Here is a 14,754-nt window from a genome sequence, read left to right on the forward strand (position 1 = left end):
AGACACACCGGATGTTCGCGCCTGCCAATCAACCGCGTTTCACGTTGACCTTCGAAGGCGCCCAATTTGATCTCAAAGTCCTTGAGTTCACGGGCAAGGAAGCCATCAGCCAACCCTTTCGTTTCGAGCTGGAACTGGTCAGTGAACGACCGGATCTGGACCTCGAAAGCCTGTTGCACCGTCAGGCGTTTCTGAGTTTCGAGGCCGATGGCGGCGGTATCCACGGCCAGATTTATCGGGTCGGGCAGGGGGATTCCGGGAAACGTCTGACACGCTATCACCTGAGCCTTGTGCCGCGTCTGACTTACCTCGGCCACCGCACCAATCAGCGGATTTTTCAGCATCAGACGGTGCCGCAGATCGTTGCGCGCATCCTCAAGGATCACGCTATCCTGCGCGATGCCTTCGAGTTTCGCCTCGGCAGTGACTACCCGGTGCGTGAATATTGCGTGCAGTACGCCGAGAGTGATCTGGCGTTCATTCAGCGCCTGTGTGCCGAGGTCGGCATTCATTACCATTTTCAGCACAGTCCCGACGGGCATGTGCTGGTGTTCGGCGACGATCAGACGGTGTTCCCGCGCCTGGCCGAACCAACGCTGTACTTGCCGGGCAGCGGCATGGCGTCTGCGGCGCCGGCCATCCAGCGCTTCAATGTCCGGGTGGAAACCCGCACCAGCGTGGTCACCCGGCGTGACTACAACTTTGAAAAGCCGCGCCTGCAACTGCAAAACCGCAGCGAAAGCGAGCAACGTCCGGTGCTCGAGGATTATCACTTTCCCGGCCAGTTCAACGACCGGGAGACCGGCAAGCACCTGGCGCAGCGCGCGCTTGAGCGACATGTCGCCGACTACCGTCAGGCTGAGGGCGTCAGCGACGTATCCGCACTGGTTTGCGGACATTTCCTGCAACTGACCGAGCATCCGCGACAGGACTGGAATGACCTGTGGCTGCTCACCGCCATCGAGCACCATGGGCGACAGCCGCAAGTGCTGGAGGAATCGGTCACCAGCGATGGGGAAGCATTCCAGGGTTACCGTAATACCTTTCTTGCCACGCCGTGGGACGTGTTCTTCCGCCCGGCTCTCGGCCCGGAAAAACCACGGATGCTCGGCTATCAACCTGCCGTCGTCACCGGGCCGCAGGACACGGAAATTCACTGTGACGAGTACGGTCGGGTCAAGGTGCAACTGGCCTGGGATCGCGATGGCGAATTGAATGAGCATTCCAGTTGCTGGCTGCGTGTCGCCACGGGTTGGGCCCATGACCATTACGGCAGCGTGCTGATCCCGCGGGTCGGGATGGAGGTTCTGGTCGGTTTCATCGACGCCGATGCCGACAAACCGTTGGTCATGGGCTGTTTGCCGAATGCCGCGACCCCAGTGCCGCTGGACCTGCCGGCAGACAAGACCCGCAGCATCTTCCGCAGCCAGAGCAGTCCGGGTGGCGGCGGTTACAACGAATTGCGCATCGAGGACAAACAGGGCGCCGAAGAAATCTACCTGCGCGCCCAGCGCAACTGGACCCAGCATGTGCTGCATGACCAACAACTGCAGGTCGACAACCAGCGCAGCGTCGTCGTCACGGGCCTGGCGAAACATGAGTTGAAGGCTGACGAGCAGCGCATCACCCACGGCCAGCGCCAGACCGAAGTGAAGCAGGACGATCACCTGACGGTTGCGGGTGACCGGCATATTCGGGTGAGCAATCAGGCGACCAGCGCCAGCGCGCAAATTCACCTCAGTGCCGGCCAGCAAGTGGTGATCGACGGCGGCGCGAGCGCGACCATTCAGGCCGGCGGGCAGTGGATCAACATCGGCCCCGGCGGGATCTTCAGCAGCGTACCCATCCAGGTCGGTGGCGCGCCGATGGCTGCGATGAGCGCGGCACCGAGTGTGCCGGGACTGCCGGCGAAACTTGCAGCGGCACCGGCGGCCATGCTCACCGCCGCACAAATCATGAGCTTCAAAGGTGATGCGCCATTCTGCGAAGAGTGTGAGCGTTGCAAGGACGGTGTCTGTGCGGCCTGAGTGCCTGACGCCTTCAGCGTGGCTGGCGCGTGAGCCGCTGAAACCTGCGGAGCAACTGTTCGCGATTTTCAGTAATGCCAGCGACGCCAGGCCTCCGTTGGTTGCACCGAGCCCGATCTGGGCGGACACGATCTACGCCGAGTGGGACGCGGTGATGCCCTTCGTGGGAATTGTCGCGGCGGGCAGTGAGCTTCTCGATTGGGTGGCCTCTACCGAGTCTCGCGACTGGGGTTGGCTGGCAGTGTCTTCCGCGAGCCTTGAAGTGCTGGTCGAGCACTTTCGCAGCCTGACTCAAGTGCTGATGCCGGACGGCACAGCGGTGTTTTTTCGGTTTTGGGATGGGCGGTTTATGTTGCCGATCTTGCAGTCCGATGCAGTGGATGCGGCGCAGCTGTTGCCGGTGATTTCACGTGCACTCATCAATGGCCAGGCCTTGGATGTCGGGGGGCGGGCGCAGGTATCGGGGTGTGTGTTTCCTTGGTGGAAAGTGCCTGAACCGGTGTTGGCTTCGGCGGGGGATGAAGTCCGCACAGGCAATGCGGTGCAATGGCTAAGCGAGGAGCTTCCCGCATTGTTCGAGGGTTTTCCCGAGCCTGTGCTGCGCTGCAAGGTCGGGCGGTTTTTTCAGATTTCAACGTCGGAAGAATCGTCGCAATCGGCATTGGTGGAGTATTTGCTGGCAGAACTGGAGTGAGTTTTCCGGGCGAAGGCTTCGGACGTTTCCTTCGAGTTGCGGCGGCTTTCATGAACTGGTGGGCGTTGGGTAGCAGGGATAGTCTTGCATTGTCACCGCAGATGCGGCGACAGGGTGTAGGAGCCCTGATACTAGAAGAGCGCATAAACGTCGTCGCCCGGTTTGCGGCAGTCTATGTGCGTCCGTAAGATCATTTGCGGCGGTTATGCGCGGGCATGCTTCGGCGTGGCCGAGTTCTCTGGTCTCGGTTCTCCTACCCCGCGCATGGCTGCCACCCAAACCTGTAGGAGGGAGATGGTGGAAGCTCATTTCACTACTAGAGGTTCAATAGATGACAGCGCTGAAACCCGACCCACCCTACGAAAAAATCATCCCCCATCCCGACGCCCGCTTCATGGCCCTGACCGGCAACTGCAGCGACATGCCCACCCTGTTCATCGACACCCAAGTCCCCCTCGACATCCTCATGGACGCCGCCAACCACCGCATCCGCGCCGTGATTCAGGTGCTGGAAAACATGTGCATGCGCGGCTCGGTCGAGTGCGACTCGATCATCCTCAGCGACTTCGCCATGCTCTGCGCCATTCCGCTGCGTGACGGCTGCGATGTGCTGGATGTGATCGGCAAACGCTTGAGCGCGATGCCTTAACGTCACAATTATGAATAGATCCTTCCAGCCTCTATCGATGGAAGGATCACTAGCCTGCTGAGAAGAATTTAGTTCTGCAGATACTGATCTTGTGACTTGATAAAGGCGTCGAATGCAGGGGAGTTGTAAATTTCAAGGCAAGAATAGAACACGATATTTTTTCCAGATTGCTTGCTGGTTGAAGAAGTCTTGGCGTAAGCATCCGCCACGTATTTCTCTGTTTCCACATAGGGATCATGGATGACTTCAAGCGTGTCTTCGTTCTGCAATATCGCGTGTTGTCCCTTGCCCATTACGGAGTAAGCGCCAATAGCGAGGCCGAGATCCGATTTGATATCTGATTCACTCTTGAATTGATTTGATATGCAGTTGGCGAGGCCGTAATTCTTCAATGAAACTCTTGCGGTGGTTAGATCTGCTTCACTTGAGAAGGCATTTACAGATGCGCCAAGAATGCCTACCGCAATGAATAGCTGGAATTTCATCCCTTTAGCTCCCAGAAATTGATTTTTTCGAGTTTTACGTCTGGCCGATCATAAGTGTGGCTATTCGGGCGATGGTAGTCGCTGTTGTCTCCGGTGGAGCTACCGTTCCACAAGGTCGCATGACCGGTCGCGTCGGTCCACCCGGTGATTTCCATAATAATCACGCCTTTCTTGCCATTGATGAAGTCAGCCTCACTGAGTTTCAATTCATGATCCGGAGCCCCCCAATTGTGTTTCAGGAAGGCAAGGAAATCTGCGACCTTCATGATGTACGGGAGTTGGTCTGCGCCGGCAAGGCGATAGATGGATTTGCTGGGAATGATCGTTCCTTTCGGGATTTTGTAGCCGCCATAGTTAAATCCTCTACTTATTCTAAGGGCGCAAGCGTTCGCGTAAGCATCAGGCTTTTCTGCTCTGGCCGCTTCGACATTACCTCCAACCAGTGCATAAACATCAATCGAGTTTTTGAGGCCGACCTCTGCGTAGGCAGTCCATAGGGTGCTGAATTTTGGTCTTTTGACAACTATGTTTGAGGTTACGCCACCGGCACTGATATTGAGCCGAGCCACTAGACTTCTCCTTCCATGTCGAAGAATTCACCTTGAAAAGCGTTTGGAATGATCGCTATGCCTTTTGCCCCCACCGTCCCGGTCAGTTTTTTTTCTGTCGTACCGCTGATCGTTACAGCCACGGTCTCTCCCGGTAAATAGCCGGAAGTTTTCACATGAATATTCAAGTCGCAATAGAAGCGCGATATCGAATCGACGGGTGTCTGGTTTTCTCCATACGAGAACGTTATGCGCTGGATGCTCTTCGGTTCAGGGATCAAAGGGACGATGGGAGAAAAGCTCGCAGCGCTATGTTCCCCGCCACCAAAGACAGAGGATTGAGCAAAGAGAACAGTGTTGGATTTTGGCGGGCAGCCACACGCGACATAGTCGCCCTCAAGTGCAACCAGGCCAGCCGGTAAAGTGATTGTTCGTGGGCCGACAGCTACGATGGGACCTTTGCCTGGAGGGCATACAGGACAACTTGCCATGTGGCCGATGGATGAAGTGCTCACCGCGTAATCAATGTTGATTCCAACGTTTCCTTCCAGAACCACACCACCAGTTGATGTAGGCGCGCCGATTCCGACCACTTTCCTTCCCATGTAAATTTCCCTCTTTACAAGTTTTCAGTGGAGCGGATATTCGCACTCCCTTCGCTCGTGAGACGACGGTTATCCTGAGGGAGATGTTTCTTTATGTTGCTCATAGAGTTGCGGGAGACCGCCCAAAACTACCGCAGGTGCTGGAAAACATGTGCATGCGCGGCTCGGTCGAATGCGACTCGATCATCCTCAGCGACTTCGCCATGCTCTGCGCCATTCCGCTGCGTGACGGCTGCGATGTGCTGGATGTCATCGGCAAGCGCCTCGGCAACCTGTCCCTTTAAGCCTGAGAGCGTTTTTGTGGCGAGGGAGCTTGCTCCCGCTCGGCTGCGTAGCAGCCGCAACCCGGTTGTCGCGGTGTCAGATGAAATGGGGGATTGAGATGCTGGGGCCGCTTCGCAGCCCATCGGGGATGAATCCCCTCGCCACAAGGCAAGGGCAAAAGATCGCAGCCTTCGGCAGCTCCTACAGGGGGGAACGCCAATCCCGTGTAGGAGCTGCGTGACGGCTGCGATCTTTGCTGTTGAGGCCCGCTCGGCCGCCAACCCCTGACTTGCCGCCCGGTAAAAGGTAAACTTTGCGCCCTTCGCAGGAGCAGCCATGAATTATCGTCACGCCTTCCATGCCGGCAATCACGCCGATGTGTTCAAACACCTGACCTTGACCCGCCTCATCGCCCTGATGTCGCGCAAGGAGCAGCCGTTTGCCTATCTCGACACGCACGCCGGTATCGGTCTGTATGACCTGCAGGGCGATCAGGCCAACCGTACCGGCGAATACCTGGAAGGCATCGCGCGGTTGTGGGATCAGCCGGATCTGCCGGCGCTGACCGCCGATTACATGAAGGTGCTGCACGAGATGAACCCGGATGGCCAGTTGCGTTACTACCCGGGTTCGCCGGAGCTGGCGCGGCGTCTGACCCGGCCGCAGGACCGGGTGATGCTCAACGAGAAGCACCCGCAAGACGGCGTGCTGCTCAAGGACAACATGGCCGGTGATCGTCGGGTCAAGGTGCATCTGGGCGAGGGCTGGCATGTGGCGCGGGCGATGTTGCCGGTGCAGGAGAAGCGTGCGGTGATGTTGATCGATCCGCCGTTCGAGCAGCTTGATGAGATGCAAAAGTGTGCGGCGTCGCTGAAAGAAGCGATTGGCCGCATGCGTCAAACCGTGGCGGCGATCTGGTACCCGGTGAAGGATCAGCGTGCGTTGCGCCGGTTCTATCAGGATCTGGCCGGTACCGGCGCGCCGAAGTTGCTGCGCGTGGAGCTGCTGGTGCATCCGCTGGATACGCCGAACAGCTTGAACGGCTCCGGGATGGCGATTGCCAATCCGCCGTGGGGGCTGGAGGAAGAATTGCGTGAACTGCTGCCGTGGTTGTCGAAGAAGCTTGGGCAGACTCAGGGTGGGTGGCAGATGGATTGGTTGATTGCTGAAAGCTGAGTCGCAGAACTTGTGGCGAGGGAGCTTGCTCCCGCTCGGCTGCGCAGCAGTCGTAAAATCGGAGAGCCGGTTCTTCCTGAAGAACGCGTTCACCAGTTTTGGGGGCGCTTCGCACCCCAGCGGGAGCAAGCTCCCTCGCCACAGTTTTAAGTCAGTTACCCGCCAGACTCGCTGGCATGCACACACCGGTGCCGCCAATCCCGCAATAACCCTCAGGGTTCTTCGCCAGATACTGCTGGTGATACGCCTCAGCGAAGTACACGGTCGGCGCCTGCTCGATCTCGGTGCTGATGTCGCCCAGACCCGCCTTCGACAGTTCAGCCTGATACACCGCCTTGCTCTTGAGCGCCGCGTCCAGTTGCTCAGGCGAGGTGGCGTAGATCACCGAACGGTACTGAGTGCCGATGTCGTTGCCCTGGCGCATGCCCTGCGTAGGGTTGTGCAGTTCCCAGAACATCGCCAGCAGCTCTTCATAGCTGACCTTGGCCTTGTCATACACCACCAGCACCACTTCGGCGTGGCCGGTCAGGCCCGAGCAGACTTCTTCGTAGGTCGGGTTCGGCGTGTAGCCGCCGGCGTAGCCGACCACCGTGCTGACCACACCTTCGCGCTGCCAGAAGCGGCGTTCAGCGCCCCAGAAGCAACCCAGACCGAAAATGGCGAAGTCGACGTCCTGGAAGAACGGGCCGAGCAATGGGGTTTCTTCGAAGACGAAGTGCTTCTCAGGCAGGGTCATCGCGGTTTCGCGGCCGGGCAGAGCTTGATCTTTGGTCGGTAGCACGTTTTTGTTCACCAGAATTTCCGAGCGCAGAACCATGATCGTTCCTCTCAGTCAGGATGGGATGTAAAAAGTCAGACCGCCAGTGTGCCCAATGATGCCCGTTTAATCACTACCCAAAATGTGCGGGTACTCGCCCCCACTGTAGGAGTGAGCCTGCTCGCGATAGCGGTAGGTCGACCAGCTTATTTGTTACTGAAATACCGCTATCGCGAGCAGGCTCACTCCTACAAGGGATCAGCGGTGTTTTTAGAGGCAGAGCGGCCCGCGCGGGTAGCGCTTGAGCGCCTGGATCAGCTCGGCGCCGGGGATCGGCCGGTCGAACAGATAGCCCTGGCCGACGTCGCAGCGGTGGCGACGCAGGAACGCCAGTTGCTCGGCGGTCTCGATGCCTTCGGCCACGACTTTGAGTTTCAGGTTGTGGGCCATGGCGATCACCGCGGAGGTGATTTCCATGTCGTCCTGGTTGTCGGGGATTTCGTGGATGAAGCTTCGATCGATCTTGATGATGTCGATCGGGAATTTCTTCAGGTAGCTGAGCGACGAATAACCGGTACCGAAATCGTCCATGGCCAGGGTCAGGCCCAGGCGCTTGAGCTGGTCGAGCTGCAAGTGCGTGTCTTCGGTGGCTTCCAGCAGCAGTCCTTCGGTCAGCTCCAGTTCGAGCAGATTGGCCGGCAGCGCTTCTTCCTTGAGGATGTTGGCGATGGACGCGACCAGATCCGGGTCGGAGAACTGCTTCGGCGAGAGGTTGATCGCCACTTGCAGATTGCCCAGGCCAGCGGCGGTCAGGGCCTTGCTCATGCGGCAGGCCTGGCGCGCAATCCACTTGCCGATCGGGATGATCAGGCCGGTTTCTTCGGCGACGCTGATGAACTGGTCCGGGCGGATCATGCCGCGCTCCGGGTGGTTCCAGCGCAGCAGCGCTTCCATGCCCAGCAGGCGCCCGCTGCGCAGGCACAGCTTGGGCTGGTAGAACACGTCCAGCTCGTTCTGGGTCAGGGCGCGGCGCAGGTTGTTCTCGACGAACAGCTTGTAACTGGCCTCGGCGTTGAGTGCTTCGGTGAACACCTGGACCTGATGTTTGCCGTTAGCCTTGGCCTTATGCAGGGCCAGCCCGGCGTTGCGCATCAGAGTCTGCGGATCGCGGCCGTGCAGCGGCGCGCAAGCCAGGCCTACGGAGCCGGTGACGCTGATCAACTGGTTGTCGACGAACATCGGTTTGTCGAGGGTTGCCAGCAGTTGGTTGGCGATCTGTTGGCCGGTGGCGAGGTCGGTGTCGTCGAGCAGTACCGCAAATTCATTACTGGCGAAGCGCGCGAGGCTGCCGCTCGGGCTCAGACTGTTGCGCAGACGCCGGGCCAGGCTGATCAACAGTTTGTCGCCGGTCTGGTGACCGAGGCTGTCGTTGATCCGCTTGAAGTTGTCGATGTCCACCAGCAGCAGGCTGATTGGGGTGTCGCTATCGCGGGCGAAGCGTTCGTCCAGATTGCGGATAAACGCCGGGCGGTTGCCGAGGTTAGTCAGGTTGTCGGTGTACGCCAGACGTTCGATGCGCTGCTGCGCCAGTTTGGTCTGGGTGATGTCTTCGTAGATGCCGATGTAGTGCGTCAGCTCGCGGTTGTCGCCATACACCTTGGAGATCGACAACTGGCCCCAGTACGGTTCGAGGTTTTTCCGACGGCTCTTGAATTCGCCCTGCCAGCTGTTGCTCTTGGCCAGCGCCGAGGGCGCGTCGAACAGCAGCTCGCTGAGGTTCTCCAGGGCCGGGAGTTCCGACAGACGCTGGCCGTGGACTTCCTCGGTGGAGTACTGGGTAATCGCGGTGAAGCTTGGGTTGACGTACTCGACCACGCCGTCGCAATTGACCAGCAGAAAGGCGTTGGCACTTTGCTCGACCGCACGCTGGAACAGGTGCAGGGCGCTGGTGGCGGTGCGCCGGTTGTGGTTGTTGATGACCTGGGCGAACTGGTCGGCCAGCTCACCGGCAAAGGCGATTTCGTCGGACTGCCAGGCGCGGGTGACGCCGGTCTGCTCCAGGCACAGCACGCCGACCACCTGGCCGTCGACGCGGATACTGGCGTCGAGCATGGCGTTGACGTCGCGCGGGCGCAGGGCTTCGGCCATCTCGCGGGTGCGCGGGTCGCGCATCGCATTGTGCGCGTCGATGGCGCGGCTGCCGTGCAGCGCTTCCATGTAGTCGGGGAAGCCGCTGATGTCGATCACCTCGGGCAGGATGTATTCCTGCGTCGCGCGGTGATACGCGGAAATCGGCACCAGCAGATTGCCTTCGAGGTTCCACAGGCTGGCGCAGTCGATTTCATAGATATCGCAGGCGCAGCGGGTGATCAGTTCGGCGGCTTCCTGCAGCGAGTTGTGGCTGCTGTAGCGCTGGCGGGCCAGCAGCAGAATCAGATCCTGCTGGGCGCGCACCCGATCGAGGTGCTGCAGTTGTTCCTGCTGGGCGCGCTGGTTCAGTTCGAGGGCAATCTGCAGGCGTGAATTCTGGGTTTCGAGGTCGACGGACGGCAGCGCGGGGGCTTCGTCGAACACGTTGTCGACCGCCAGCAGATAACCGCGCAACAGGTGCCGATTGTGCTGTTTGTAGGCTTCGCCGAGTTCGAGGATGCTCAGCACGCCAGCGGCGGTGTGCAGGGTGTAGCGCACCAGATAATGCGGGCCGTCGCGCAGTTGTTGCTGGATGGCGTCGTGCAACTGATAGCGCGCTTCGGGCTCCATCAGGCTGGCATACGGTGAGCCGACCAGTGCACAGAGCTCGACGGCCGGCTGGCCGAACTGGCGTTCGCAGTTGGGGTCAAGAAACAGCATCGCCCAGCTGGCTTCATTCAAGCGCTCGAAACGCAGCATGCCGAGCCGCGAGGGCACAGGCAACTGCGTCACTACCTCGGCCGCCATACGGCTGGCGGCATCGGGTTGGCTCTTCATGAAGGAACTCGCTTGGAAATATGCTGAACGCGCCGGGCTCTCGCCCTCTTTACTGTTGCCTGCGGCAAGGTTGCATCATTGCGGCACCGACTGACAAGAGAGATGAAGGCCAAGTGCTATAAGAATATGTCGGCTGCTCGGGGCATTTCTCCAGTGGGGGATTGAAAAGAGCAAAAGATCGCAGCCTGCGGCAGCTCCTACAGGGGATGCATACCGATGTAGGAGCTGCCACAGGTTGCGATCTTTTAAGATTTCAACGTAATTTCAGGCTGATCGATTGCAGCTGCTTGCCATCCCGGTCATGGTAATTGACCAAAATATGATCAGTCTCAACCACCACATGTGCGAAGTTGTCCTCGCTGACCACCGCACTGGTCAACTCATGTTGATAATCGCCCGCGGCCGTGCGCGCGAGCGGTTGATCGAGGATGAACGTCGACGCCTTGGCATAGGGCAACAGCTTGCTGTTGCACAGCGGCGAGGAAACGATGGTGTGGACTTCGAAATCCGGGTCTTCACTATGCGTCAGGCGCGAGGTCAGCGAGCCATGCACATCGCCCGAGACAAACACGACATTTTTGATGCCTCGGGTGCGGATGGTTTCCAGCAGGCGCAGGCGCTGCTCCGGGAAGGCTTTCCACGCATCGTCGCCGTGCAGTTTGCGATCCGGGTAAAACATCACGCTGGTGACCACGAATTTAACCCGTGCCTTGCTGGTGCTCAGCCAGGCGACCAAGGCCTGTTCCTGCTCGCTGTCCAGGATGCGTCGATCATCAGCAGCCAGGTTGCGCCGAGTACGGCTATCAGTGACAAACCATTCAATATCGCCATCGCTGAACTGATACCAGTAATGCGCCAGTTTCGAATGATTAATCTCGCCATCAACGGTTAGTTCATGCGCCGGACTATGACTGGCTTGATACAACTCATACGCCGCCATTGCATTGCGATATAACTCATGATCGGACTTGCTGGCGTTAGCCGGCCAGTTGTCTTCAATTTCGTGATCGTCGAGGATCATGTAAGTCGAAGTGCCGGACATCAGTCGCTGAATATTCGGTTGCGAGAACGCCGCGCGATATTTATCGAGGATGTCCTGGTATTCGCGATCCGGGGCAATCAGGTTGAGGTCGTCGACATAGATCTGGTCTCCGGTCATCAGGGTAGCGCTGATCGGCGGCTCGGCGCCTTCGATCAACTGATTGATCGAGGCGAATATGCGGTCGCCAACTTGGGGCAGGGAAGCAATGCCGGCGGTCATGCGCAGGTAGCGACAGGAGCCGATGATGTAAGCGCGTGGCTGCACGGCGTCGCTGACGCGGGTGCGAAAGCGGTAGATCTCGCGCGGCCATTGCAAAGGCAATTCGGCGATGCTTTCGACGGTATGCACCGGGCTCATGGGACTGAACCAGCCCGTCTGGTATTCGTACTCACAATGACTGTCCAGTTCATTCAAAGAGAAGACGTGGCAGAGATCGCGTAATGCACTCAAACGGGCAAAACGGCCCCTTGACCATTGTGTGCTGCCCGGTTTTCGATAACGCAGGCCGGCAAATACCGTGGCATTGTTTTGCGAGTCGCCGCGCATGAAGATGCGTGCATGATTAGTTGTTACATGGCCAATAATCGGGCCGACAGTTGGTTTTAACATGTTCGAATCCATTCGAATTGATTACTTGAATGACGGTTGGTTTAAACAAGTTGTTCGTTTAACTTGTGGCGCCAAGGTTAGTTGTCGGTGGATAAAAAATATCGGCACAAAGTGGACTGGACTCGTGGCTTAAGTAGACCGACGTTGTAGGAATAAAGGCGTTGTAACTTTTCTGCGGGCAAAAAAAGCCCCGCCAAACTGACGGGGTTGAGGTACGAGCGTGTGGCACTCGAAAACGTGGAACGCGATCGGCCCTCCGTTGCCGGAGGGCCGAACGCTTTACAGCAGGATGGTGCGGATGTCGCCCAGCAGGCTGCCCAGACGCTGGGTGAAGCGTGCAGCAGCAGCGCCGTTGATCACGCGGTGATCGTAGGACAGCGACAGTGGCAGCATCAGTTTCGGCTGGAAGGCTTTGCCGTCCCAGACTGGCTGGATGGTTGCCTTGGAAACACCGAGGATCGCCACTTCCGGCGCGTTGACGATCGGCGTGAAGCCGGTGCCGCCAATGTGGCCAAGACTGGAAATGGTGAAGCAGGCGCCTTGCATCTCGTCCGAAGAGAGCTTCTTGGTGCGGGCTTTTTCAGCCAGCGAAGCCGCTTCTGCAGCCAGTTGCAGCAGGCTCTTCTGGTCGACGTTCTTGATCACCGGGACCAGCAGGCCATCCGGGGTGTCGACCGCGAAGCCGATATTGACGTACTTCTTGCGAATGATCGCCTTGCCGCTTGGCGCCAGCGAACTGTTGAAGTCCGGCAGTTCCTTGAGCAGGTGCGCACAGGTCTTGAGCAGCAGCGGCAGGATGGTCAGCTTGACGCCGGCCTTCTCTGCGACGGCTTTCTGCGCAACGCGGAACGCTTCCAGCTCGGTGATGTCCGCCGAGTCGAATTGCGTCACGTGCGGCACGTTCAGCCAGCTGCGGTGCAGGTTGGCAGCGCCGACCTGCATCAGGCGGGTCATCGGCACTTCTTCGATTTCACCGAAGCGGCTGAAGTCCACGACCGGGATCGGCGGGATGCCCGCGCCACCGGTTGCGCCGCCAGCAGCCGGCGCTTCCTTGGCCTTCTGCATCATCGCCTTGACGTAAACCTGCACGTCTTCCTTGAGGATGCGACCGTGCGGACCGCTGGCGCCAACAGCGCTCAGCTCGACGCCGAACTCACGGGCCAGTTGACGCACGGCCGGGCCGGCGTGAACTTTGGCACCAGGCTTGGCCGGAGCAGCAGCCGGAGCGGCAGCAGCAGGTGCAGCGGCAGCCGGAGCCGCAGCGGCTGGTGCCGGAGCGCTTGGCGCAGCGGCGGCAGCTGGAGCCGGGGCAGCAGCAGGGGCTGCGCCTTTGACTTTCAGCTTGAGGATCAGGTCGCCAGTGCCGACTTCGTCGTCCAGCTTGATGGAAATGCTTTCCACCACGCCAGCGGCAGGCGATGGAATTTCCATGCTCGCCTTGTCGGATTCCAGGGTGATCAGCGACTGGTCGGCTTCAACGCTGTCGCCAGCCTTGACCAACACTTCGATGATCTTGGCCTTGCCGGCCGAACCGATGTCCGGAACATGGATGTCCTGAACGCTGTCAGCCACTGGAGCAGTCGGGGCTGCCGCAGGAGCAGGCGCAGCGGTAGCGGCTGGCGCAGCAGCCTGAGCCGGAGCGGCCGCAGCAGGGGCCGCAGCACCTGCCACTTCCAGATCCAGAATCAGGTCGCCGGTGCCGACTTCGTCGTTGAGCTTGACGCTGATGGCCTTGACCACGCCCGCGGCAGGCGACGGGATTTCCATGCTGGCCTTGTCGGATTCCAGGGTGATCAGCGATTGATCAGCTTCGACGGTGTCGCCGACCTTGACCTGGATCTCGATGATCTGCGCCTTGCCCGAGGAACCGATGTCCGGCACGTGCACTTGCTGCACCGAAGCGGCAGCAGGGGCAGCGGCTGGCGCAGGAGCAGCGGCAGCAGGCGCGGCAGCCGGTTTGGCTTCAGCTTTTGCCGCCGGTGCAGCGGCAGGCGCAGGAGCCGCTTGCGCGGCGCCCTCGACTTCCAGCTCAAGCAGTTCGTCGCCTTCTTTCAGACGGTCGCCCAGCTTCACTTTCAGGCTTTTGATGACGCCGGCTTTCGGGGCCGGCACTTCCATACTGGCCTTGTCCGATTCCAGGGTCAGGATGCTCTGGTCGGCTTCGATACGGTCGCCGACCTTCACAAACAGTTCAATTACTTCACCTTCACCGCTGCCGATGTCAGGTACGCGAATGAGTTCGCTCACAAAATGTCTCCTCAGCAGTCCAGTGGGTTGCGTTTTTCCGGGTCGATACCGAACTTGACGATGGCCTCGGCCACCACTTTAGGTTCGATATCACCACGGTCAGCCAGTGCTTCCAGGGCTGCCAACACCACGAAATGACGGTCGACTTCGAAGAAATGACGCAGTTTCTTGCGGCTGTCGCTGCGGCCGAAACCGTCGGTGCCCAGGACTTTGAATTCCTTGGACGGTACCCACTGACGGATCTGCTCGGCGAACAGCTTCATGTAGTCGGTAGAGGCAATGACCGGCCCCTTACGGCCGCTCAGGCACTCTTCAACGTAGCTCTGCTTGGGCTTCTGGCCAGGCTTCAGACGGTTGCTGCGCTCTACGGCCAGGCCGTCGCGACGCAGTTCGTTGAAGCTGGTGACGCTCCATACGTCAGCGCCGATGTTGAACTCTTCACGCAGGATCTTCGCCGCTTCACGCACTTCACGCAGGATGGTGCCGGAGCCCATCAGCTGTACATGGTGCGCTGCATCGCGGGTGTCTTCTTCGAGCAGGTACATGCCTTTCTTGATGCCTTCTTCGGCACCGGCCGGCATGGCTGGCTGCTGGTACGACTCGTTCATCACGGTGATGTAGTAGAAGATGTCCTGTTGTTCTTCGGTCATCTTCTTCATGCAGTCCTGAATTATCACAGCCTGA

At 59.2% G+C, this 14,754-nt stretch carries 13 protein-coding genes; 5 read left to right on the forward strand and 8 right to left on the reverse strand.

Translation table 11 applies throughout. The features are described from left to right. The first annotated feature begins 11 nt into the window (after nt 1-11). The 3 genes from ACIP8I_RS22775 to ACIP8I_RS22785 all read left to right on the forward strand — a co-directional run bounded on the left by ACIP8I_RS22775 (nt 12) and on the right by ACIP8I_RS22785 (nt 3,370). Nucleotides 12-2,027 carry a type VI secretion system tip protein VgrG gene (locus tag ACIP8I_RS22775; protein ID WP_400764133.1) on the forward strand — a complete coding sequence of 672 codons (2,016 nt, stop codon included), beginning with the start codon at nt 12-14 and terminating at the stop codon, nt 2,025-2,027. Then, nucleotides 2,017-2,721 (forward strand): DUF4123 domain-containing protein, encoded by a 705-nt coding sequence (locus tag ACIP8I_RS22780; RefSeq protein WP_400764157.1) that lies wholly within the window; start codon nt 2,017-2,019, stop codon nt 2,719-2,721. The genes ACIP8I_RS22775 and ACIP8I_RS22780 overlap by 11 nt, the downstream gene beginning before the upstream one ends. 331 nt (nt 2,722-3,052) lie before the next feature. Continuing rightward, on the forward strand, nt 3,053-3,370 hold the full coding sequence (locus tag ACIP8I_RS22785) for a hypothetical protein (RefSeq protein ID WP_007967321.1): 318 nt from the start codon (nt 3,053-3,055) through the stop codon (nt 3,368-3,370). 68 nt (nt 3,371-3,438) lie between these two features. Here the strand turns inward: ACIP8I_RS22785 and ACIP8I_RS22790 are convergent, their stop codons facing one another. The 3 genes from ACIP8I_RS22790 to ACIP8I_RS22800 are packed head-to-tail and all read right to left on the reverse strand — an operon-like array spanning nt 3,439 to nt 5,008. Beyond that, nucleotides 3,439-3,855 carry a hypothetical protein gene (locus ACIP8I_RS22790; protein ID WP_007967323.1) on the reverse strand — a complete coding sequence of 139 codons (417 nt, stop codon included), beginning with the start codon at nt 3,853-3,855 and terminating at the stop codon, nt 3,439-3,441. Then, nucleotides 3,852-4,424 carry a type VI secretion system amidase effector protein Tae4 gene (locus ACIP8I_RS22795; protein WP_400764136.1) on the reverse strand — a complete coding sequence of 191 codons (573 nt, stop codon included), beginning with the start codon at nt 4,422-4,424 and terminating at the stop codon, nt 3,852-3,854. The genes ACIP8I_RS22790 and ACIP8I_RS22795 overlap by 4 nt, the downstream gene beginning before the upstream one ends. Then, nucleotides 4,424-5,008: a PAAR domain-containing protein gene (locus ACIP8I_RS22800; protein WP_007967327.1), complete on the reverse strand. Its 585-nt coding sequence runs from the start codon at nt 5,006-5,008 to the stop codon at nt 4,424-4,426. The genes ACIP8I_RS22795 and ACIP8I_RS22800 overlap by 1 nt, the downstream gene beginning before the upstream one ends. Before the next feature lie 83 nt (nt 5,009-5,091). On the opposite strand from ACIP8I_RS22800, the gene ACIP8I_RS22805 reads away from it, so the two are divergent. Both ACIP8I_RS22805 and ACIP8I_RS22810 read left to right on the forward strand, forming a co-directional pair. Next, a complete protein-coding gene (locus ACIP8I_RS22805) occupies nt 5,092-5,292 on the forward strand; it encodes a hypothetical protein (RefSeq protein ID WP_400764139.1) in 201 nt (66 codons plus the stop codon). 316 nt (nt 5,293-5,608) lie between these two features. Then, nucleotides 5,609-6,448 (forward strand): 23S rRNA (adenine(2030)-N(6))-methyltransferase RlmJ, encoded by an 840-nt coding sequence (locus ACIP8I_RS22810; RefSeq protein ID WP_204894362.1) that lies wholly within the window; start codon nt 5,609-5,611, stop codon nt 6,446-6,448. Between the two features lie 151 nt (nt 6,449-6,599). On the opposite strand, the gene msrA is transcribed toward ACIP8I_RS22810, so the two are convergent. The 5 genes from msrA to ACIP8I_RS22835 form a co-directional block, all read right to left on the reverse strand. After that, entirely contained in the window at nt 6,600-7,265 is a 666-nt protein-coding gene (gene msrA / locus ACIP8I_RS22815; protein ID WP_108592094.1) for a peptide-methionine (S)-S-oxide reductase MsrA, read from the reverse strand. Nucleotides 7,266-7,475: 210 nt separating this feature from the next. Next, the gene (locus ACIP8I_RS22820) at nt 7,476-10,172 is read right to left on the reverse strand and encodes a putative bifunctional diguanylate cyclase/phosphodiesterase (RefSeq protein ID WP_400764143.1); all 2,697 of its coding nucleotides are present in this window, start codon (nt 10,170-10,172) and stop codon (nt 7,476-7,478) included. A 253-nt stretch (nt 10,173-10,425) separates the two neighbouring features. Further along, nucleotides 10,426-11,823 carry an alkaline phosphatase D family protein gene (locus tag ACIP8I_RS22825; RefSeq protein ID WP_400764146.1) on the reverse strand — a complete coding sequence of 466 codons (1,398 nt, stop codon included), beginning with the start codon at nt 11,821-11,823 and terminating at the stop codon, nt 10,426-10,428. 279 nt (nt 11,824-12,102) lie between these two features. Then, nucleotides 12,103-14,070: a dihydrolipoyllysine-residue acetyltransferase gene (gene aceF, locus ACIP8I_RS22830; protein WP_400764149.1), complete on the reverse strand. Its 1,968-nt coding sequence runs from the start codon at nt 14,068-14,070 to the stop codon at nt 12,103-12,105. An 11-nt stretch (nt 14,071-14,081) separates the two neighbouring features. Then, nucleotides 14,082-14,754: transketolase-like TK C-terminal-containing protein (locus tag ACIP8I_RS22835; protein ID WP_400764151.1), on the reverse strand; the 673-nt coding region annotated here is incomplete at its 5' end.

Source organism: Pseudomonas sp. NPDC088414 (genome assembly GCF_044753325.1).
Lineage (GTDB): Bacteria > Pseudomonadota > Gammaproteobacteria > Pseudomonadales > Pseudomonadaceae > Aquipseudomonas.